Below are 21,875 nucleotides of genomic sequence, written 5' to 3'. Positions count from 1 at the left end.
GGCACCTAATACAGCGAGCCTTGGGCTAAAACTTCTGGCAGACCTAAGTGAGTCAGCATGGAGTTTCCGAATTTGGAAAATGATCCGCCTTCGAGTTGGAAGTGACGAATCAGATCAACCATCCAGTAAGGAATCTTTTTTTCACACTTAAGTTCAAGAATGACATTGCATCTTGGTTCTTCAAAGGAGTCGGGATGATCGTAGTGACTTAGTAGTTGCTCATCAGGTCGCACGCACCAGTCATTCATTTCTTGAAAACGTAAATCTCGGTCAAAGGTCACACGGGCATAGTCATCAACCACGGACAGATAAGCTTTGCGGCGGTATTGAGTTAATATCACGGGGGCTGTGTTATAGGTCATCTTCACCCGCAGGAATTCTTCAAGATTCGCTCGAGAGCTTCCTTGAATATGATCCGGCAGAACACCCCACTCCAGAATATCAGACCAATTCTCGTCGTGGACCAAGGCGCGTTTCTTGCGCACAAATTCCCGCAATTTATATTTGATTTCAAAAAAGTAGGGGGGCTTGGGATCATCTCCATAGGAGCGAATGCGCATATTAAAATTAAACGCATTCGCAGATTCTTTAAAACGCATCAGATACAGGCTGGGCGTATCCAGATAAAGACTGTTGATGGTGTAGTGTTTATCAGAAGAAATAGTGGAGTAGTAATCCATCTCGCAGTAGGTTTCCACGAAACGGGAAATGGGTTCCACCAACGAGGCGGGAATAAGGTATTTTAGTTCATATCGTTCTAAAGCCAATGGTGAAACAGGTCCACTCACAAGACCACCACCTTTAAGGATTTGCTTAAGTGGTTTTTGGTGGGCTCCGTCGCCAGGCGTTCACTTTGAAGTAGATATTCTACAAACAAAGTCAGAATCTCTTGCTGCTGGCTTAATAGGTCCATTTCGCCTTGTTCTTGCAACAAGCGGTTTTCTAAAGAAGACAAGGTGTCGCGCTCTTTCACTTTGCTGATTTCTTTCAGTCCGGCGCTGGTCATCTTGTAAAGTCCCACCAAATTTAAAATCTGATTTTTTAGACTCAAAAGGCTGTCTTTGCTGTCGTCGACTTCTTTTTGCTTCAACGCTTTTTTAAGAATCAACTCATTTTGTTTTTGTCGCGAAAGATCGTCGGCCCACAAACCTGGCAGTTGGATGGTCAACTCCACCTTATAACCGATATCGTCGCCTTTGTGCGACTGGGAGACATCCAATCCCTTGATCCACTGATCCTCACGGCCTCGCAGAATTTCTAGTTCACGGCTGTAGTTCTTAAATTCGGTCTGGGAAATTCTTGCTGATAAAGAGGCTTGGGGCAGGGGAGTGCTGGCGACGGAATCTGCCACCTCTTGTACGTTTAGGAGATCAAATCCTTCTAAAGAATCTTCGGACCAAGAGGGAACCCAATTTTTAATCTTTTTCGCCGCCGCTTTATTTTCCTGAGTAATCACATTTTCCAGACGTTTCAATTTATAAATGTCACCTTGAGCCCCTAAAAATGACTTGGTCGAAGCGCGCCCTGCGCGTAAGGAAAGACTTTGCGCTTTCAAGTAGCCATCCGACAATTTTAAAGAGCTTGTCAGAATCGCCATCTTTTGACGGCTGATTTCATAAGAAATCAAATTCAGATAGCGCTCATGCAAAGCCCACGCAAGAGATGCATCTTTTAAAACCGTTCGACTGGCATCGGGTGCTTCACCAATTTTCCATTCAGGCCATGAACGAAACTGAAGCTTCAGTCCCACTTCATATTCGTTATTCTTTTTATCTTCTGTTTCAGTATTGGCAAAAGCTTCTACGTTGCGCAATGGATTGGTCGTATTTGTACTGCGCATTTCTTCCTGTGAAGTATAGGCCGAGTCCGACCACGCGGTTTTTAAAACCTGCTCTGGCGTCATTGCAAATGCGGAAATGCCTCCAAACAGAAGCCAGTGAAAAAGCATCAAGGATTCCTATTTCCAGTAGCCAGATTGACGACAGCATATTGAGGAGAATTTTTTCGATCAAAGACCATAAACATCTGGTGCGTTTCCGGATGAACAGCGATTCCTTCCAGATGGCGCATAGTGAATTCTTGGAACAGCTGCGTCTGACCCGATTTTGAATTCAAAGTCCAAATCGCGCTGCAAGAAGCTTCGCGACAGGTGGACGCCAAGTAAAACGTGTCCCCTTGCTTAATCAAGTCCGTTGCCAAGACTTCAACATCCTGGTGAGGCAGATCCATCACAAACCGCGCAGACAGGGTCACTTGCTCGGGCTGCAATCGTCCTTCAAAGACTGAAGCAAAGTCTGATATTTTTAGAATCAACGCTTCATTACGGCGGAGGACAGGACCTTTCAGCGAAACATAAAGGTCGGTGCCATCGACGGTGTGACCTTCAATTTCAAAACCGTCTTTAGATGCCTGCAAATCCGCATCATAAATAGATTTCAAGATCGGATCTTTAGAATCCTTTAGGGCTTTTAGCAATGGTGTTCGCAGATCCGCCTGGTGCTCGACCTGATAGCGAAGACCGCTGCGTTTGATCTGAGCAAAAAGATTTCTTTCGGGTTTTATCTTTCCCTTTTTGGTCGGAGACAGGGAGCTTAATAAATACAAATTATCGCCCTGAACGGAAATAGATTCGATGTCAGTCATGGCAGGCAGTCCATCAATCTGAATCTGATGGGGCTGTAGCTGTCCTTGTTCATTCATTAAAAACAAGACGGGGCGGTCCTGAGGGTAGTCATCCGAAATCAATGCAAACTGCTTAAGCTCAGGGATAAACACAATACCTGACATTTCGGGTTTGAATGTTTGGCCTACATTTAATGGCACTTCCATCTCCCTGGGATCTTGCTGATTCAATTCGGAATCCACAGATGCCTCGTCAGCATAAGCTTGGCTTAGCAAAGACATGCTCCATTTTTTCTGAACAAAGACCTTTTCCCCTAAAAGAAATCCATTGTTGCGAGGGATTTTGATCACAACCTCGCGTCCCCACGCAACCAAGGTATGAATTCGCAGCAACCGCTCGGGAATCTGCACAATGCGCGAGCCGATACTTACCACCGAACCACGCACTGTTTTTCCAGAAGTGGAGCTGACCTCCACGGTCTGACCTACGGTAAGCGTCGAAGACAGGTTTTCATTGATATATCCATTTACATAGGTGGGATTTAAAGGAACCAAAGTGATCAGGGGAGCAAAGGCCGGGGCCTTTTCGCCATTTTTAAAATTCACGGCGCCGACAGCACCATCAACTTCCGCAAAAACAAAAAGATTCTTCATGCGGTTTTCGATTAAAGAAATCTCTTTGCGAGTGTCTTCAAGTTCCACCAGCAGGGGATCTGCCTGAGGCGCCAAATGGTCTAAGTCTTTAACGACACCCGCCAGTTGTTGGCGCAGATGCATTTCTGCATTGAGTTTGTCATAGCGACTTTTTAAAATTCTTAATTGGGAATCCCATTCGGATTGACCCAGCTCTGCCAGTAAGTCACCCTTGCGCACCACCTGGCTTGGCAGGACATAGATGTGTTTGATTTCAACAGGGCTGTCAAAGTTGACTTGAAATTCCCGTGACTCAGCCACCCCTAGGATGCTGACCGGATCGGAACTTAGCACAAATCCCAGAATTAATACCAAAAAGACAGCGACACTCCAGCAGCCTAGTAAAAATCGATTCTCGGTGCCAATGACTTCAGACATTTTCACCTTACACCTCGATGACTGATTCTTGATTCATAAAATTTAAACCGCGAACAGATGAGATTCTTCCCAGCTCTTCAACAAGATCAGCCGACGTCTGTTGCGGTTTCAAACGCACCTGATACGAAAAATCCAAGCGTTCTCCTTGACCCATTTCACGAATGGTCGCCAAGGCAAAATGCCGACAGGATTTTTCAAGTACACCTTCGACCTCCCGCTGATCAGATCCCACACGAGACAAATTCAATCTAAGCAATCCATCAAACTGGGGTCCTGAGGCAAAAGGAGACTTTTGTAAAACAGCTAAGGCTAAAATGAAACAAATAGTACCGACGATAGCGATGCCGTAGGCATGAACGCCAGCTGACAAACCCACCGCGAGCGATGCGAAAATAAAAAACATATCACGGGGATCTTTGACGTTCGTGCGGAAGCGTAGCAAAGAAAGGGCACCGATCATACCGATCCCACGAGCGACGTTGTCACCGATTGCTTGCATCGCTATGGCAATAACGATTGGCAATAGGACCAAACCATGCAGAAAGTTCAGCGAATAGGAAAGCCCCCGGAAAGTTTTTACGTAAGCTACCGCCAAGGCAGTCCCCAATATAAAACTTAGCAAAAAGGCATAGATGATCGAAATCCATGTTGGATTGGCGAAAGAAGAGTTTAGAACCGAAAAATCCAACATAAATATCCCCTTTAGAACTGACCTTCACACACGCCCGGAGTTGTCGTTAGAACAGGATTCGGAGTGGCTGAGAAGTAATCCTTGATGTCCAGATCCAAATGCAATGCGCCCGTTTTGCAGCCACGATAAAGTGCGCGGTAAAGACTTAGCAGATTGTGTTTAAAGATTCCGTACTCTGCCGGGGTGAACTGCAGATCGTTCATAAAGAAGTTCTGCATCACAGTCTGACTTTCCGGAGTGCCGAAAACCTGTCCATAAAGTTGCACAACGCCTTTGTAAGTTCTTGGGCTGAAGTGGCGAACAACCATGTTCGCATTTAGATAAAGATCAGCATTATTTTTCCAGCTGTCATAACTGTCGGAGGATTTTTTGACGTCAGCAATCAGGTGATATTTTCGTGCGACATTCAGATCAAAGCCTCCGTCATTGTCTTTTAAAAGCATGACTTTCAAAAGGGCGCCGGTCTGTTTGATCGTATTCAAAGTTTCTGCTTCAGACGGTGTTAAAGTGTTCGCAGGCTTTGCGCGAAGCTCTTTATATTTTTTCTCTGAAATATCATCCAGGGAGCCTTGAGCCGTTTTGAAGAAGACACGGCGTTTGGCTTCGACATTCCCGATGCGGTCGGCCTGATTTAAAAGGAAATCCAGGACCAGCATGTTCGATGTATCCTGCATGCCATGAAGTTTCTGCCCAGATTTTCCTAAGTCTCTGCTACCCAAGATTTGTGCGATAGGACGCGAGTCTTTAAGAAGGGGCCAGTACACGCTGCTTTTACGGAATTGATCTATGCGTGCTGGATACTGTTTTACTCCAGACACCTCGCCATAGTTTACTTCATTGCCCGGATTTTCGGCCAAGACACCGAAAACTTGCTGTTTATCTTCAGTCAGAATCAGATTCGTCCAGTGAGCCGTGGCGCCATCCAATAATCCGCGACGCTTTCCAACATTGTAAAAGGAGGGAGGTACCACACCTAATCCATGAGGAGGCTTCGTATAAAAGTCAGGTAAGACTGACGTCTCTCCATGCTTGGCACGTACGAGATATCCGATTTGCTGGTGCCAATATCTATTGATGATTGTTTTACCCATCATCAAACTTAAATACCGACCCGCCAATGCCTGATCTAAAACCGTATCGATATCAACAGTGCGAAGAACCGCCGCGGGGACTTCGACTGCTTTAAAAAGTTGATTTAGACGGGAATAACCCAGAATACTCCCCACGGAAACTCCCGGTGAAGCAAATTTGAATTTTGCCTCTTTATCAGGATAACCTACGCGGTTCTTCAATTTCTTTTTCTCAGGACGAGAGAGCGTGCACACGGTTTTTCTAAACTGCTCTTCGCTCATACCATTGGGGATTTTATAGTACTCTATGGCAACAGACGTGCTGTTAACTTTGGGGCAGCCATAGAACTGCTGTGTATTAGGGTGATCACCGCGGGTCGGGTAAAGATTGTAAGCGCAAAGGGCATCTTCGCCTTTGTCGATTTTATTTTCTAGGCCGGGAAGTCTTTGCGTGATGAAGCATTTTTCCGGAAGAGCTTTTCCTGAAACATCGAAGCTGTATGTTTTCACAGCGTGGGAGCCGTACTGAGGATCCAGATAGCTGTGAGCGTGGGAACCAAAAAGTGTTAATGTAATTAAAGCTGTAAGCATGGTTCAGTCTCCGTATTGTGAATACGAAGACTAGAACCGGGAAATTTAAAATCCAAATTACGATACTGAAAGCCAGATTACCGAACGTACCTAACCCCATTTTTGGAATCAAGCGTGAGGGAGGCTGGAAGGGAGCTCAGGCTTTGCAATGTGCCTGATGAATTGTAATACCGGATTGTAAGCTTGTTCGTCTCTGAGATAGTTAGTTCTACATAGCCAGTCGGAGTTTTAGTGCTCGTGCCAACTAGATAGCGGGGAGCACTTCCAGCACATGGCATCGAAACAACCTGCAGTTTCTTACCATCCGGATACGTATAGTGACCGGAATAAAAACCGTGGGAATGACCGAATATTACTAGATCAACATTGTTATTCAACAAGATCGCTTCCAGTGTATTGCTGCCAGCGGTGCGACGTTCTGATGTTAGAACGCCGTTTTGGTAAACGGTGGAACTATTCGCCTTGCTCGCAACAATTGAATAAAGAGGAATGTGACCATAGACCACGCGAGCTCGAGCTCCCTTAGCGCGGGCAGAAGTCAGTTGTGTTTTCAGCCAGGCAAGTTGCGTCGTACGATTTTTAAGATTCGAATAGTTTGCATCATCTAATGAGATAAAGAAAACATCTTCCTGGATGAATGAGTAATAAAAGGGGAAGTTCGCGTCGTCGACGAATTCAACACTGCCTTTGTTCTTTTTCCAGAACGTACTGTATTGCGTTCGCTCTTGATTGTAATAGGCATCGTGATTTCCTGGCGTCGCCATGAATGGGATCCTTGCATCCCGCATCGGTGCCATCACTTTTTTGGAAAAAGAGTTCCACATGCTGACATATGTACTGTCAGAAAGACTTGTCTTTTCTCCATCAATGAAATCACCCACGCCAAGAATTACGGCTGGATCACGGGAGATCATTGACTTGACGATTGAGATTGTGGCACTCGAGTACGTTCCGTCAGTGTCGATGTTCATATCAGAAAAGGCATGGATCTTAAGAGATTTCGCGCTGTCAGTGGATTCGTCAGGGGCTGGACTAGTGGGTGTTGGAGGCGTCGTTGAGTTTGTATCGCCTGTATCGGGGATTGACTGTGAGTTATCAGTGTCCGTGCCCGAACCTGTGCTCGGCATAGCCGTAGAGGTTTGGAAACCGGAGTTAGAGGGTGAACAAGCAGCTAAAGTAGAAACGAGAAAAAAGGCCGCAACGAATAAAACTTTGTTGTTGGCTTTCGTTTTCATATTCTATGTATCGTAACAATGGTCCCATTTATTAAGCGAAATTAATAATCTCAGACGTAAGTAAAATGGACTCAGGTCTAAGTTTAATTTCTTGCTGGAACTCTCGACAGTTTTAACGAACTTCTAACATGAATAAGAGGAACGTTAATAAACATGATCAAAGTCAGATCATGAAAGTATAGCGGATGTTTCGGTTGTTACCTTGGCGGGAATTTGTTCAGCGATTAGTTCCGCCATGGCAGCAATCGTTAGAGATGGATTTGTGCCTGTGGATGTTGGCAAAATACTTCCATCCACGACGTAAAGTCCGTCGTAGCCAAAAACTTCACCGCGCGTATTTACCAAGCCTGTTTCCTCGGTATCACCCATCGGGCATCCACCTAAAGGATGAACGGCAATAACTTTATCCAAGTGAGTGAGGGGATTGTCCAGGAATTTTCCTCCCAGATTTTGCGCAACCTTTTTCATTTCTTCGCGCATGCGATCAAAATGCAACGAACTGGTTTTAAGATTCCAGTTGATCACTGTCTGGCCGTCGTCTTGAAGTGACACCACGCCGTCTGAACGATCGCGGCCCATCCCTAAAAGCACCATCGCCTTGCGCGTGAATACTCCGCGATCCAAGGCGGATGCGAAATCATCACCGATGTTGATTTCAGTATTCGTTTTCAGACCCAGAATTTTGCGGAAATATTTTTTCAAAGTTCTTCCAGCTAGGTAAAGCACGCCCATGATGCCGGCAATCTGCGGGACCTTGCCGGAAATATACCAGGCAATGGCATTGGGAAAGCCTGCATCCTCCAGATACATTCCGTGGGCAAAGCCATCAGAATAATTCTTTAAAGAGTATTTAATAGCACCAGTGATAACAGGTCCATTCGTGGGATCTAGGTCGTCTTTGGTGTTTAAGACCATTCCCAACAGATCTCCGTTACCACACCATTTCTGACCTAACCAACGATTTAGCTTCGGCAGGCTTCCATTCTTTTTCATTTTTAGTAAAAGAGATGTGGAGCCCACGGAGCCCGCAGACAAAACGACTTTCTTGGCTGTCAGGACGATCTCTTGGGCCGGAAACTGCGGCACGTGAAAAGTGATTTTGTAGTGATCGTCAATGAATTCGATTTTGCTGACTTCCGCCTGGGTTCGAACATCCAATTGACCCGCACTGGATTTCAAATTTCGAGCACGGAAAATGTAATTTAAATCCAACGAGTTCTTTGCGTGGATATTGCAACCCAAGTCACATTCTCCACACTTGTTGCATTTCGATTGAATAGCTCCGTGTGAGTTTAAAGTTTGATGACCAGGGAATTCTCCATCAAAGCGCACAGCTAAAGGGGGCAATTGAAACTCTGCCGGAGTAACTGCCGCTGGATTCTGCTGCATTTGCAAGGAAGCGTTTTTCAGAGCGGTGGTTTTTGGTGTGTCTTTATAGTAAGGATCGCTTTCAAAGGGATAGGGGCGAGCCTCCATCATCGAGATGACTTTGTCGTAGTAAGGTTCCAGTCTCTGTCTGGTAATTCCACCGGGCCAGCCCGCGAAAAACTCTTCGGGCATGCGATACAAGACATTGGCATAAATCAAACTGCCGCCACCTAGGCCACTTGCCGTCAATGTCATGACGTCACTGTCGGGAGTGTCTCGAAACTCCATCAACCCGTATTTGCCATCTTCGGGATCCCAGAACATATTTTCCTGAATTTCATGCGGACGGCGCGGGAATTCGTGCATTTTCCATTGGCGGCCACGTTCTAAAAGGCAGACGTTGTATCCTTTTTCCACCAGACGACAAGTCATAACCGAGCCACCAAAACCAGAACCAATCACCACATAATCGAAATCAAGCTTCATACAGATAAATCCTTACGCGACACAAATTTGATACTTTGGCAAAACGTCATGCAAAACTGTAAAGCGATAGAATAGTAATGCATCATGCATGAGCTTCCAGTTTGATTTAAGAAAGTCGTCTTTGTAGGGAACATTGGTAAATTCAAAATCGTCATTGAGCTCAAAGTCCTCAAAGGCTTCGGCAAGCCAGCTTTCGGGACCTTCGGGAGAATATTTCCAAGTGTCTGTGCCGAACTGAAAGCTTCCGCACTGAATGTGCTCACGCCATTTCGCCAGACGCTCTTCGCCTTCTTCGTTATCGATGGTTTCAAGCAGCTCCTGCACTTTGCGAAGATCTTGATCAAAGATTTTTACGACAGGCAGGTTATTGAGCGCACGAACTTCCTGATAAAATTCCAGAACGTGTTTCACTGCCAACATATAATCAGCTGGATTGTTTCGTTCAATCGTGCGCCCTTGCCAGTCCAGATAGCTCCAGCGTAAATAGGGAAGGTCCGGATAGGAAAGCACGGTGCCGTGACCAATTGGATTGTATTCACCCACAAAAAACGAACGAACCCAGTCATAAAATCTGCGGATGGGATTTCTGCGATAGAACTTTTTTCGATAGTTCATCATGCCGGTGTCCAACGCCCCTTCACCGTCATAGATCTCGGAAACTTTGTTGATCTCATGAGTGATTCCGGCAAAACCTTGATGGGCCCAGGTGTCAACAAAGGCATGGGTGGTCACTCCCAGTAGGTGATATCCAAAAGCTTTGTGAAAGTTTTGAACACAGCTCTTTACCACGTCTTGGGCGATCACGCTGTTGGGACGGCAGACTAATTTCTGCGCTAAGGGATCCTTGCTGTTGTCATGAACTTCATTGCCGGGAATAAAGTGAAAGGGAATCCAAACATGATGGTTTGCGAGTTCTTTAAAATTTCGATAATCCAGCATCTTGTGGGCACTCGCGCGAAATTCATAGGCTGAATGATTCTGAAACAAAATTGTACCCGAATTTACCGCATCATCCACATACTGTGAACTGCTAGCGATCGTGTTGGCTTCAAAAGGAGTAAATCCGCTCATGCGAGCTAGTACGTAGGTAACTCCCAAGTGAAAATCGATTTGCATATTAGGCCTTTTGTTTTTTCAGGAATGCTAAAATTTTTGGGAACACTTCGATGTGCGCGTACTGGCCCATGAAAGTGTCTTGGTGTCCATATCCTGGAACTTCAAGATACTCGACAGCGGCGCCATTTTTTCCCTTCTTTAAAGCTTCATAAGTCATTTTGTTTGAACCTGGAAAAATATTGTTCTCGGCGCCACTGATGAAAAGCGTCGGCGGCATGTCTTGCTTTTGACATTCTTCCAGATAGTTTTTTGACTTATCAAAAGAGACCGAAGCTTTCGCGAATAGCATTTTTCGGATGTGACGGTAATAGTGAAAGCTTGTGCCACCAAATAGGTCCACCAAGCGACGGTGTGTGGTCGGGTGAATATTTCGATGAACATAAGCTGCGGGATATCCCCAGCCCCACATAAAGCTCACCAGGTGGCATGCAGGTTCTTTGCATTCATGACGAATACCGCGCTCCATCCAGTAAAGCCATTTTCCAAAGCCCGGTCCCGGAAAGTAAGCCATACGTGGACTGACGTAAGCATATCCAAACACATATTCCAAAAGTTCTGGCCCAAAAAGCATTTTGATAAATGCCTGCCAGCGAACTTTGGGAGTGAGGGACACACTGTTTGAAACGATACTGGAAATTCCTTTAACGTGACCGGCCGCCAAGGAAGCCATAAACGAAATTGAACCGACGCAGTGGCAGACGACGTGAATCTTGGTATCGGCTCCACATTGTTGGCGGATGTACTCCACAGCTGTAGGGATGTCATTTTTTGCGATATCGTCCAGGTTGTAGCGATGGGGCCCCAGATTATAAGTGAAGCGACCACTTCCGCGCCAATCCAAAGACCACACGTCGGTGAATCCATTGCTGTGCAGGTAGTTCACGAAGTTCTGGTGCTCGGGCATGATAAACATGTCCGTTGAAGTCGTGAGACCGTGGAGCAAGAGAACGACATTCTTGGATTCTGTCACTTTAAAGCGCTGAACGGAAATTGTCAGACCATCTGGAGTGTCTAAAGGATAAAGATTTTTTTCGCCCATGGCGACGCCTTGAGTGGTGTTCATGGGATAAAGATGTTCATTCCATCTTGCGGTTGTGGTGGTGAAAATGAACGGAGCATAGGACTGCCAAAGATTTTTTGCAAAAACGTTGAGGAATTTGGCGACCGCCTCTTGTTCTTCGATAGCAGAGGGGGCATTGCTTTTAAATGTCGTCAGTTGCTTGATAAAGTCGCTGACGGAAATTCGTAAAATTCCCACACCCGTGACATTCTTGGTTTCGCCCGGATTGTAGTCAGAGTGACCTTCCCAAATATAGTAATACAAAGTCGTCGTCTGCGACCACATCTCAAAGGAATCCTCTTTGATCACTTCTTTAAACCCAAAGAAAGTCCAAGGGTTCCCTAGTTTGTCCTTTAAGAAAAGCGTGTAATGCATTTCTTTTGCGGTGTCTCGATCGGAACTGGCTTCGGGTCGCACGAAGAGATTGAACAGACCTTTTTCAATTTCGAAATCTGTGATGGTGCCTACAGCTCCAGCTTGCAGGTGGGGATCTGTGATAAAGGTATCTAGATCTGAAACCTTGATGGTTAAGGTAAATTCAAAAGGGACTCGGGATGCCGACTCTTCCAAGATTTCAAAGTCTGATTTTTTTAGAGGGTTGCTAGTGGAGAGAACGAATGATTTCGCCATAAAATGGCCAGCCATTCTCTCGGTGAATTCGAGAGTGGTGTTAGAAAGAGTCATCACAATCCTTTGTTTATGTCAGAATAAGAGGATTGTAATTTACAGTAAATAAACAAGAGTGAATGAGGACTAAGGTGCTGTTTGCCTACAAGCCTGTAAGGAAACTATACGGTCAGAGGAATTTTTAAGACGACCTTTGTTCCTCTTGGATGGTGGGGGAGGTTTTCCTCCTGGGAAGTGATGACGATACTACCACCCATCATCGTTAGATATTCTTTAACCAGGGGCATGCCATAACCAGTTCCTTTTTCACCCTGAGTTCCTTCGCGGGTGGTGGCGGCATCCAAATGGAAGATCTTGTTAAGAAGATTTTCGGGCATGCCGATTCCATAGTCTTGGATTTCGATGACAGCCATAGACTCGGTGGAATAAGCGCGCAAATCAATACGGTCACCTGGCAACGAAAACTTCACGGCGTTGCTAAGAAGGTTCGCTAATACAACGTTATTAAGAATCGTTTTTTCACTGTTCACGACCATTTTGTCGCGGCTTAAATCCAAGGCGATCTTAATGCCTTTTTGACTCGCTAGTGTTTCAGATTTCTCCATGACTTCATTCAGCACAATTGCAATTGAGATCGGGCTTAACGGCATGGATGCTTTTCCATCTTTAACCGATTTGAGGTGACGAACCTGATGTAAAAGGTTGTTGATGTCGCTGACCGCTCTCTCCATTTTATCCAGCTGTTGTCCCATGGGCGCTTCTTGCTCTTGATCTTCGCGGGCTTTGATCAGGTTGTATGTCATGGATGACAAAGTGTTGGCGACGTCGTGCAAAAGCACGCGCAAAAGGTTTTCAACATCCCAATGTTTTTCCTGCAATCGTTTGGTGTACTTTTGCTCGCCCCTTAAATATAGGTGAGTCGTGATGCCTGCGAAAATCAAAAAGGTACAGACGTTAAAACTTTTTTCAAAATTATAATCACCATAGGCTGCTATGATATTCACACTGCCGCCCTGAAGCTTTAAAATCCAAAACCACACCATGGTGGCAAAGACAATTGTATACCCAATGAAGGCGCCGGAAGTACTTAGCAGCACTCCAAAGCCAAAGGGAACAATGGCAAGCCAAAAGATCCCCGGTGCTTCAACTCCGCCGGAAAGATAAAGAAGATAGACCAAGACAGCCGTTGCTAAAAGACCGCAAGACAAGGCTGCGATTTTATAGTTCTTAAAGCGATAAAGTAGGATGGGGGGTAAAAGTGCAGTCCCAATCCAAAAGGAAAATAGACCGGTATTGTATTCCGAGACTCGATATTCGAAATTGAATTTAAAGAGATAAACAGCGGACATAGCCAAGCTGACGAAATAAATCATCTTTAAGTAAAACAGTCGCTTTTGCTGGGCTTCCTCAGCTGTCTCTTTAGGTTCGAACATACATACCTGATCGTCTCTATCTGTTATCTTGTTTACTTCTCGGCCTAAATACTTATGAACGGTAGGACACTACGCAAATGTAATAAACACCCTCGACTTTATTCCAGTCCTCGGGGTCTAGTGTTTCCCTGACGCGGGACGTGTTTACATTAGGAGAACACCGCTCGCCGCATAAGGTTTCCGAGATATTTTTAGCTTATTAAGCAATGTGCGCGATCCGGGGGCGATTTGTTTGAATCTTGTCAATTAGTAAGTAAACAGAAAGCTATTCTTCTTGCCCGCTAAAACCTTCCGTACTAAGCGTAGCTCAAAAAACAGGAGACTTTATGAAATTAGTTATCGCTTTGGCTTTGGCTCTTCCGATGTTTGCATTCGCATCTGGCGAAAAATATCAAAATCGTTCTGAAAACCCATTCGTGCCTGAAAAAGGTATCGTGACTGCAAAGCAAATTTGCGTTGACGAAAAAAATGAAGTTTTCCGTGTATTCGTTCCTGCTCACAAACAAGAATTCTGCAAATCATACAAATGGGATCGCACAGATTCTCACTACCCGAAAAAAGTTTGCGTAGGTCGCACTGTTAAAGACATCCCAGCTCAAACAGTTTCTGTATCTCCATTTTACCAACAACTTGTTTGCGTGAAATACGATCGCAAAGATTCAACACGTCCAACATGCGTGAAATCTGAAGTTCGCACTTTGCAATACCCAACAAGCTACATTCAGTATACTTACGAAGCAGCTGACTGGCGCCAAGAGCGTCCAATCCGCACTCAAGAAAAACAAATCGAGAGCTGCAAATAGTAATGAAAAGGGACCGAAAAGGTCCCTTTTTTTATTAGAAAACTGAAACTTGGAAGAATCACTCACCTTGATTAGCCTTATTCGTAAAGGCGGTCGAGAATGAGACAGGATTCAGTGAAGCTTCTTTCCGGTGGTAATCCACAGATTGAAAAGGGCGACGGAGATAAGGTCGTCCAAACCTATATCACGGCGATGCCGGGATGGAAACGAGAAGTGGGTCGGGAACTGGATCGACTCATCACTCAAACTATACCCAAGGTTCAAAAAGCCGTTAGATGGAATTCTCCATTTTATGGCATTAAGGGGAAAGGTTGGTTTCTTTCCTTTCATTGCTTTTCGAAATACATCAAGGTCGCATTTCTTCGTGGAACTTCCTTGCAACCGCCGCCTCCGATTGAATCAAAAGATCCAGATGCTCGTTATCTGCATATTCCAGAAGACGGTCAGTTTGACGAAGTTCAATTCAAGCGCTGGCTAAGACAAGCGGCGAAAGCAGATGGGCATAAGCTTTTTTGAGCGCTTCTAGTGGAGCACCCAGTCTCTGGCTTCTTCAAGCTGTGCAGGTTGAAAGACTTTGATTTCGGGTTTAAACAGGGGATCAATCGAGTCAGCAAGCACGCGAATCCATTTTTGATCAGCGACTACCGCACATTTTTCCAGACGATTAAACAGGCTCCAATTTTTCAGACCAAACTGGATATCTTTCATCAACGCGGAAATTTCCACGCCGTCAAGATTCTCGATGACTTCAACTAAGCGTATGCCTTTCCATTTTTCTAATCGTGGTTGGATTTTTTCTGTGAAGGCTTCGAATTCCTCCCTGGTGACTTTTCCTGATACTTTAAATTCGATGAATTTCTGATTGTGGTCTTCGCGATAGGACAACATTTTGACTCCTTTTCATCCGTTAAAACATGATCGCAAAAAAATCGGTTAAGGGTTGGTTTTTCCTTGGAAGTTTGCAATTTTGCACGACTTCAATTCGTGCCCAGAGAGAGATTGATCAAGACGGGGTTGAAATTTGCAAAGGTATTTGTTAGATTTGTAAGTGCAGTGGCGCTGCGGGCTTAAAGTTCTTTTGAGCTCTCCAAATTTATGCTCCTAACGGGTCAGGTAGACCTCACAAGGAGTATCTATGTCTGAAAATCGAAAAAATGCACATAACGTTCAAGAGGGCTACGACATTTGGGCGGCTGACTATGATAGTTATCCCAATCCCACAGTCGCGACGGACGAAATGGGATTTCCAAATTTCTGGCGTCATCATTCTGGCAGGAAGGTGCTTGAAGTGGGATGTGGAACGGGCAGGCACACTAAGAAATGGGTCGAGGCTGGCAACTCAGTCACCGCGATCGATATCTCTCCGGGGATGCTTGCGATGGCTCGCAGTAAAATCTCATCTTTAAATGTGAATTTCATGGAAGGAGATTTCATCACGCAAAAAAATCTCGCTCACGATTTCGATATCGTAGTGGAAAGTCTGATGCTGGAACATATTCAAGATCTCGCTGCATTTTTTAATCAATGCGTAACAGTTTTAAAAACGGGTGGAGATCTTTATTTGTCTGAGATTCATCCCCAAAGAACTCAAGCAGGAATCGGCGCGCATTTCAAAGTTAAAAACTCCGACCAAGAAATTCATCTGGTCAGTTTCCCTCACACAGAAAATGAAATAGAAACTTGTGCTGCTAAAGCAGGATTTAAGCTGGTGAACAGTAAGGATCTGTTGGGCGATCAGAAGCTTGCCGAGTTAAATCTCAAGTGGGAAAGACATTTGAATCAGCCGATGATAAAGATTTGGCACTTCGTTAAGTTATAGTCGAAGAATAGCGCCTGCTGGAGTGCGGCGCTATTCGTTAATGAATCATCGTTCAAGATTGAGATGTCGATCTTTAACCGTGTACCAGTTTTTTAAGCAGCTCGACATCATTTTCGACATTTTTCATGCGTGAACCGATGTCGACAACATTTGCTGAGATTTCTTCTGTCGCTGCCGCATTGGATTGAATGACCGAATCCAATTGATTCATGGCTTGAGAAATCTGATGTATACCCGTTGTCTGTTCTCCACTCGCAGTGGCGATTTCTCCATTAAGATCCGCGACCTTTTTTACTGAAGATAGAATGTGAACCAAGACTTCGCCAGATTTATCAGCCAGTCGCTGACCATCATCTACTTTTTCCACACTCTCTTTAATCAGCCCACTGATGTCTTTTGCAGCAGAGGCACTTCTTTGCGCAAGGGTGCGAACCGCGTCTGCAACAACCGCGAACCCTTTACCTTGTTCGCCGGCGCGTGCGGCTTCAACTGCTGCATTCAACGCCAACAGATTCGTCTGAAAAGCAATGTCGTCAATGACGTTGATAATCTCTTCGATCTTATGTGAATAAGTGGCGATCTCGTTCATCGAGTCAACTAAGACCTTCATCTGTTGCTCGCCCGTTTCTGCCGTCGATCTTGAGCTCTGTGAAAGAGTGGAAGCTTGTTGCGCATTTCCGGAGTTTAAGTTCACAACCGAGGTCACTTCTTCTAAGGAGGCCACGGTTTCCTCCAAGGAAGCTGCTGCTGACGTGGAAGATTCGGCCAGACTTTTTCCCGCTTCTGAAACAGCAATGATGGAATGACCTACTTCCTCGCTGCTTTTAGAAAGCGACGACACAATAGTGTTGATACGTTTTGAAAGATTGAAACTAAAACCCAGTGCCAACACCAGGACTAGAGCGCTTACGACCACAAACACGGTGACCATGCGAACTTCAAAAACCTGGGTCTGGGAATCCACGACGTCTTGATAAACACCAGATCCCACATACCATTTCCAGGGCTTATAACTGCGAACATAAGCGGATTTTTTAACCGGAGGTCCGTCCTTGCCCTTGGGGAAAGTGTATTCGGTGAAACCACTTCCGCCTGGGGACGTTGCAAGAGCTAGCATATTTTTTTGATAGGCAACACCATTGGGATCTAGGGCACTTGAGCGGTCTTGTCCTTCCAAGGCTGGGTTTGTACCATGGGCGATAGTGATGCTGTTAAAATCATAGATAAAAAAATAGTCATTTTCATTGTAACGCATGGAACGAATGGTGTCTTTGGCCAGGCGTTGTGCTTCTTCAACTGAGATGACTTTGTCATCAGCGAGTTTTGCATAATGCTCGATCGTGCTGCCTGCAAGATCGACAGCCGCTTTAACTTCGTGTTGCAGACCCTCACGTACAGAGTCGCGGTAAAGCGGGATGATGTAAGTGAATAGCGTAACGAGAAGTGCGAACACTCCTAGCAGACTTATGGAGATGATTTTAAATTTCAAAGATTTAAACATAGCTCGCCTTTTTCCGAAAAATACCATTGCCTGATTTCGGTACGTACAACGGCATTCTGTCCGCTGAGCTTAAGCTTCCGCCATTAAAAGCGAGGTGGATTCCGTCTGCGTTCATGCACCGGGGGTTGAATTTTCGGGATGTCCAAGTGGACGTCAGGAAGGTTAGCTACTCATTGTTTAAAGCGAACATCTTGATTAAAATTATCGATTATTTCGATGAAGTGTAATTTGCTAACGTACTTTCACAGCGAAAGGAGGGCGGATTATGAAATGCCCACATTGCAAAGATAAAGACCTGGTTATGAGTGAACGAAAAGGTGTCGAGATTGATTACTGCCCGGATTGTCGCGGTATCTGGTTGGATCGCGGAGAGCTTGATAAAATTTTGGAGCGTTCTCAGAAAGAAGAGATGGCGGCAATCCCGGCACAACCAACTTATGCGAATCCAAGCCATTCGGGGAGTTATGGCCACAAACCTTATAAACGAAAAAAGTCTTTCTTAGAGGAAATCTTTGATTAGAAATTTCGTCCGCGCAAGACTTGGAACTGGAATGTTGAAGCACATCAGGACGCTCAAGTTTTTTTGCAGTCCTTAGTAGGAAGCTTTGATTTGCATCTGGAATCCTCCTTCAATGAGTTCATTAGGGGGAAAGATGCTTAAATTATTTATTGCTCTTGGCTTGATGATTCCGGTTTATTCTTTTGCCGCTGATGACGCGGATCATGTGATGATGACACCCGATCAGATGAAGTGGGTGGAGGCACCACCTTCATTACCTAAAGGTGCGAAAGTGGCCGTGATGTACGGGGATCCGGGTGTGGCAGGGCCTTTTGGCATGCGCATTCAGATGCCCGCAAAGTACATGATTCCGCCACATTTCCATCCGCAGGACGAGAACGTCACTGTGATTTCTGGAAATTTTTGGATGGCCACGGGTGACGATGCAAAAGCAAAAATGATGAAGCTTCCACCAGGAAGTTTTGCGCGCATGAAGGCGGGGACTCATCACTTTGCTCGGGGTGAAGCTGCGGTTGTGCAGATCAATGGTATGGGACCTTGGGGGATTACTTATATCAATCCCGCAGATGATCCACGTAAATCAAAAGATCTGACTCAGCGTTAAGGATAAAAAAAAAGGGTCTCGTGAAGAGACCCTTTTTCAATTCAAAGTTTGAATTTCAAATTACAGCATTGAAGCGACAGCGTCTTTTTCTTCTGTCAGTTCTTTCAATGTGTTGTTCATTTTCTCGCGAGAGAAAGCGTCGATTTCAAGACCTTTAACGATCTCGTATTCGCCGTTTTTGCAAGTCACAGGGAAGCCGTACATGATACCTTCTGGAATGTCGTAAGAACCGTCAGAAGGGATACCCATTGTAACCCACTCACCATTCGTTCCCAACCACCAGTCGTGCATGTGATCAACCGCTGCAGAGGCTGCAGAAGCTGCAGAAGACAAACCACGAGCTTCGATGATCGCAGCGCCACGTTTACCTACTGTTGGAATGAAAGTGTCTTTGTTCCAAGTGTCGCCTTCAGGAGTACCAAGTTTTAGCAACTCAGGAACTTTTGCACCATCAGCTGTTGCGAAGCGAACATCTGGGTACATCGTCGGGCTGTGGTTACCCCAAACAGCCACTTTTTTGAAAGAAGCAACGGGTTTACCAGTTTTAGTAGCTAGCTGAGACAATGCGCGGTTGTGGTCCAAACGAAGCATTGCTGTGAAGTTTTTCGCTTTTACGCGACCGTGCTTCATTGCAGATTTCATTGCGATGTAAGCGTTTGTGTTTGCTGGGTTACCAACAACCAAAACTTTTACATTTGGATTTGCGTATTTACCGATAGCTTCACCTTGAACTGTGAAGATTTGACCGTTTGCAGTCAGAAGATCTTTACGCTCCATACCCGGGCCACGAGGACGAGCGCCCACAAGAAGAGCAACGTCAGCATCTTTGAATGCCACAGCTGGATCACCAGTTGCGATCATAGAGTGCAATAGAGGGAATGCGCAGTCATCAAGCTCCATCATCACGCCTTTAAGCGCTTTTTGAGCTTTTTCATCTGGGATCTCTAGAAGTTGAAGAATAACGGGTTGGTCTGCACCTAGCATGGCACCGCTAGCGATGCGGAATAATAATGCATAACCGATTTGTCCTGCAGCGCCTGTGACTGCTACACGTACTGGAGCTTTCATTGTCTGAATCCTTTCGAATTAAGTTAACTCAAAGAATTTAGACCTCTCCGCGTAAGTCGTCACGATGCAGTTGGATTTATTTGACTTTTGACTGGTGGCGAAAAATAGGTCGGGCAAAGGGTGCGAATGTTAAGTTATTGATAACACATGTGAATCTGAGGTTTTGAAAGCGTTTTGAGAGAGCTGGCGGGGCGGCGCTTAAGCGGAGCCCCTACGTTATTCGTTGCCCTCAGAACTAATTTTTATCGGGCAGTTCGTCATGCACTTTGTGCCGGAAGGGTAAGGAACGCCGTTTTGAAAGTGGGATAGATCCAGTTCTCCGTTTTTACCTCTTCGGATTTTGGCGTAGGGCGGAGAAGTGCGAACATTCTTAGCCGAAGCGATCGCGCGACCTTTCGGAAGAGTCTTACGGATTCCTGCTTGCGATTTTTTACCCGCTCCTGACGTTGCATCGCTATCAGTTGGTGCAGCCACAGGTTGTTGAAAGCTCATGCGAAGCTTTTGGATTTGTTCCGGTGTCATCTGAGGGACGTCAGCATCAACCACCAAAGTCGTTCTTTTCTCGCCGAATCTGATTTTTCCAAAAGTGATAGCACCGACTAACAGAACTACAAATGAGATCGAAAATATCTTAACAAAGCTTGTCGCAGTTGACGGGGGCTTTGCAGCGGGTGCTGGGCGCATTTTTGGAAATTGATAAAATGGCATCACCGCGATAGCTTCTGCAGGCGGTTTTGGTTTTGGTCCCAACCCCCACATATCCGGTGCGGGTTTTAATACTGTCGAAGGAACAGGGCAGGTGATGTCCGTCAGTTTTTCCAGAGTGATGCCCGAATGGTACGAGCCTTCCGCAATCTTCACTTCGAATTCATCAAGTTCACCATATTGATCAGTCGTCGTGATGTCGGCTGCAGCAACAGCGATGGTTTTTTCGTCTTCAGCAACGGAAGCACGAATTTGTTCCATGTTAGCGTTGTATTCTGCAGAGAAAACATCTCTGAGATAGTCAGCCAAAGCGAGCGGAGAAAAATCGGGGTGAAGTGATGACAACACTGTTCCTAACAAACGAGCGAGTTCATTTGCATCACCCGCACGTTTAGAAAGATCTTGATGAAGCATGATGGGTAAAATTCCCAGCATCTCTTCAGCGCGGTCTTCCATATTGTCGCGGCTTAAATCGTGGATATCAAAATTTGAAACAGCTTGTTTGACATCTTGAACAGTTGTTCCCGCATAGAAGCGACGGTTGGCCATCAGCTCCCATAGAACCACGCCCAGGGCAAAGATATCAGAGGCGCTGTTGACGTCTTTCCCTTGAACCTGTTCGGGACTCATATAGGCCACTTTGCCTTTCACTTGTCCGTTATCCAGATCTTTATCTTTCGTCGCCGTCGCGATACCGAAGTCGATGATTTTTACTTCACCTTCAAAAGAAATCAAAATGTTGTGCGGGCTGATATCACGGTGGATGAGTTTTAACTGGCGACCTGTTTGCGGATCTACCGATTGGTATGCGTAAGCCAAACCCAAGGAAACTTGGTGAATGATATAAAGAATAAAAGATGAACTGAGGCGCACTTGTTTTTCGTGCAAGTAAGTCATTAACTGGCGCAAGGTCACGCCGTTGATATATTCCATCGCCATATAGCCACGATTATTAAATTCACCAAAGTCGTAAATCTTTACGATGTTCTGATGATTTAAATTCGCACTCATGCGGATTTCATTAAAGAACATTTCTTTAAGTTGTTCAGGATTTCCAGTTTGCAGTGTTGTCTTGATCGCAACAAGTTTACTCACGCCAAATCGGGCTTCTGTTTTTCCCAAAAAGACTTCTGCCATACCGCCTTCAGCGATACGTTTAATAATTTGATAAGGTCCGATTTTCTTTAGCGTGTCCATCTCGGTATTACTATTCGGCCTGTTTCCCTAGGCACATGATGGGCATTTTGTGTTTCATAATGAGTTTTCTCGAGGCAAATTGCCCGTATCCCTGAAGGAAGGCACTCATAACTTCGCGGCATTCAAGGGGAAAAACAACCCATTGTTGGATTTTGAGGTAATCAGAAGGTGGAAAATTAAAAAATGGCGCTTTTTAAACTTCAAAAACTTTGAAAAACATTTCGACGAAATTCTCTCGGAAACTGTCATCATAGAATTCAAAATTTCCTTCTTTGGGAGCATCCCGTT

At 45.3% G+C, this 21,875-nt stretch carries 19 protein-coding genes; 5 read left to right on the top strand and 14 right to left on the bottom strand.

What is annotated here, in order from left to right; translation table 11 throughout:
* Positions 1 to 5: 5 nt before the first annotated feature.
* The 10 genes from ACLSU7_RS05475 to ACLSU7_RS05430 all read right to left on the bottom strand — a co-directional run bounded on the left by ACLSU7_RS05475 (position 6) and on the right by ACLSU7_RS05430 (position 13,370).
* On the bottom strand, positions 6 to 788 hold the full coding sequence (locus ACLSU7_RS05475; RefSeq protein WP_413294552.1) for a VTC domain-containing protein: 783 nt from the start codon (positions 786 to 788) through the stop codon (positions 6 to 8).
* Positions 785 to 1,948 carry a hypothetical protein gene (locus tag ACLSU7_RS05470; RefSeq protein WP_413294551.1) on the bottom strand — a complete coding sequence of 388 codons (1,164 nt, stop codon included), beginning with the start codon at positions 1,946 to 1,948 and terminating at the stop codon, positions 785 to 787. The genes ACLSU7_RS05475 and ACLSU7_RS05470 overlap by 4 nt, the downstream gene beginning before the upstream one ends.
* On the bottom strand, positions 1,948 to 3,693 hold the full coding sequence (locus ACLSU7_RS05465; RefSeq protein ID WP_413294550.1) for a DUF3616 domain-containing protein: 1,746 nt from the start codon (positions 3,691 to 3,693) through the stop codon (positions 1,948 to 1,950). Before ACLSU7_RS05465 ends, ACLSU7_RS05470 begins: the two co-directional genes overlap by 1 nt.
* 7 nt (positions 3,694 to 3,700) lie before the next feature.
* Positions 3,701 to 4,384: a DUF4956 domain-containing protein gene (locus ACLSU7_RS05460; protein ID WP_413294549.1), complete on the bottom strand. Its 684-nt coding sequence runs from the start codon at positions 4,382 to 4,384 to the stop codon at positions 3,701 to 3,703.
* Positions 4,385 to 4,395: 11 nt separating this feature from the next.
* Positions 4,396 to 6,045 carry a hypothetical protein gene (locus ACLSU7_RS05455; RefSeq protein WP_413294548.1) on the bottom strand — a complete coding sequence of 550 codons (1,650 nt, stop codon included), beginning with the start codon at positions 6,043 to 6,045 and terminating at the stop codon, positions 4,396 to 4,398.
* Positions 6,046 to 6,122: 77 nt separating this feature from the next.
* Complete coding sequence (locus ACLSU7_RS05450) at positions 6,123 to 7,280, bottom strand: metallophosphoesterase family protein (RefSeq protein WP_413294547.1); 1,158 nt, start codon at positions 7,278 to 7,280, stop codon at positions 6,123 to 6,125.
* Positions 7,281 to 7,448: 168 nt separating this feature from the next.
* Complete coding sequence (locus ACLSU7_RS05445) at positions 7,449 to 9,134, bottom strand: GMC oxidoreductase (RefSeq protein ID WP_413294546.1); 1,686 nt, start codon at positions 9,132 to 9,134, stop codon at positions 7,449 to 7,451.
* A 12-nt stretch (positions 9,135 to 9,146) separates the two neighbouring features.
* Positions 9,147 to 10,250: a DUF6765 family protein gene (locus ACLSU7_RS05440; protein ID WP_413294545.1), complete on the bottom strand. Its 1,104-nt coding sequence runs from the start codon at positions 10,248 to 10,250 to the stop codon at positions 9,147 to 9,149.
* Position 10,251: 1 nt separating this feature from the next.
* Positions 10,252 to 11,994 carry an alpha/beta hydrolase gene (locus ACLSU7_RS05435; RefSeq protein ID WP_413295370.1) on the bottom strand — a complete coding sequence of 581 codons (1,743 nt, stop codon included), beginning with the start codon at positions 11,992 to 11,994 and terminating at the stop codon, positions 10,252 to 10,254.
* Positions 11,995 to 12,098: 104 nt separating this feature from the next.
* On the bottom strand, positions 12,099 to 13,370 hold the full coding sequence (locus ACLSU7_RS05430; protein WP_413294544.1) for a sensor histidine kinase: 1,272 nt from the start codon (positions 13,368 to 13,370) through the stop codon (positions 12,099 to 12,101).
* A gap of 326 nt (positions 13,371 to 13,696) precedes the next feature.
* Between ACLSU7_RS05430 and ACLSU7_RS05425 the strand changes: the two genes are divergently transcribed.
* Together ACLSU7_RS05425 and ACLSU7_RS05420 are read left to right on the top strand one after the other, a co-directional pair.
* A complete protein-coding gene (locus tag ACLSU7_RS05425) occupies positions 13,697 to 14,173 on the top strand; it encodes a hypothetical protein (RefSeq protein ID WP_413294543.1) in 477 nt (158 codons plus the stop codon).
* Between the two features lie 99 nt (positions 14,174 to 14,272).
* On the top strand, positions 14,273 to 14,689 hold the full coding sequence (locus ACLSU7_RS05420; protein ID WP_413294542.1) for a DUF1801 domain-containing protein: 417 nt from the start codon (positions 14,273 to 14,275) through the stop codon (positions 14,687 to 14,689).
* Between the two features lie 6 nt (positions 14,690 to 14,695).
* On the opposite strand, the gene ACLSU7_RS05415 is transcribed toward ACLSU7_RS05420, so the two are convergent.
* Positions 14,696 to 15,061: an STAS/SEC14 domain-containing protein gene (locus ACLSU7_RS05415; RefSeq protein WP_413294541.1), complete on the bottom strand. Its 366-nt coding sequence runs from the start codon at positions 15,059 to 15,061 to the stop codon at positions 14,696 to 14,698.
* A 247-nt stretch (positions 15,062 to 15,308) separates the two neighbouring features.
* On the opposite strand from ACLSU7_RS05415, the gene ACLSU7_RS05410 reads away from it, so the two are divergent.
* Positions 15,309 to 15,992 carry a class I SAM-dependent DNA methyltransferase gene (locus ACLSU7_RS05410; RefSeq protein ID WP_413294540.1) on the top strand — a complete coding sequence of 228 codons (684 nt, stop codon included), beginning with the start codon at positions 15,309 to 15,311 and terminating at the stop codon, positions 15,990 to 15,992.
* Between the two features lie 73 nt (positions 15,993 to 16,065).
* Here ACLSU7_RS05410 and ACLSU7_RS05405 read toward each other — a convergent pair whose 3' ends face one another.
* On the bottom strand, positions 16,066 to 17,493 hold the full coding sequence (locus ACLSU7_RS05405; protein WP_413294539.1) for a methyl-accepting chemotaxis protein: 1,428 nt from the start codon (positions 17,491 to 17,493) through the stop codon (positions 16,066 to 16,068).
* 265 nt (positions 17,494 to 17,758) lie between these two features.
* Between ACLSU7_RS05405 and ACLSU7_RS05400 the strand changes: the two genes are divergently transcribed.
* Both ACLSU7_RS05400 and ACLSU7_RS05395 read left to right on the top strand, forming a co-directional pair.
* Positions 17,759 to 18,013 carry a zf-TFIIB domain-containing protein gene (locus tag ACLSU7_RS05400; protein WP_413294538.1) on the top strand — a complete coding sequence of 85 codons (255 nt, stop codon included), beginning with the start codon at positions 17,759 to 17,761 and terminating at the stop codon, positions 18,011 to 18,013.
* A gap of 133 nt (positions 18,014 to 18,146) precedes the next feature.
* Complete coding sequence (locus tag ACLSU7_RS05395; RefSeq protein WP_413294537.1) at positions 18,147 to 18,617, top strand: cupin domain-containing protein; 471 nt, start codon at positions 18,147 to 18,149, stop codon at positions 18,615 to 18,617.
* 60 nt (positions 18,618 to 18,677) lie between these two features.
* Here the strand turns inward: ACLSU7_RS05395 and ACLSU7_RS05390 are convergent, their stop codons facing one another.
* Together ACLSU7_RS05390 and ACLSU7_RS05385 are read right to left on the bottom strand one after the other, a co-directional pair.
* Positions 18,678 to 19,685 carry a malate dehydrogenase gene (locus ACLSU7_RS05390; protein WP_413294536.1) on the bottom strand — a complete coding sequence of 336 codons (1,008 nt, stop codon included), beginning with the start codon at positions 19,683 to 19,685 and terminating at the stop codon, positions 18,678 to 18,680.
* A gap of 216 nt (positions 19,686 to 19,901) precedes the next feature.
* On the bottom strand, positions 19,902 to 21,587 hold the full coding sequence (locus ACLSU7_RS05385; RefSeq protein ID WP_413294535.1) for a serine/threonine protein kinase: 1,686 nt from the start codon (positions 21,585 to 21,587) through the stop codon (positions 19,902 to 19,904).
* Positions 21,588 to 21,875 lie beyond the last annotated feature (288 nt).

The organism is Bdellovibrio sp. HCB185ZH (assembly GCF_047302455.1).
In the GTDB taxonomy this organism is placed as follows: domain Bacteria; phylum Bdellovibrionota; class Bdellovibrionia; order Bdellovibrionales; family Bdellovibrionaceae; genus Bdellovibrio.
Note: the sequence above shows the minus strand (reverse complement) of the source record. Positions and strands in the feature narration are given on the sequence as shown.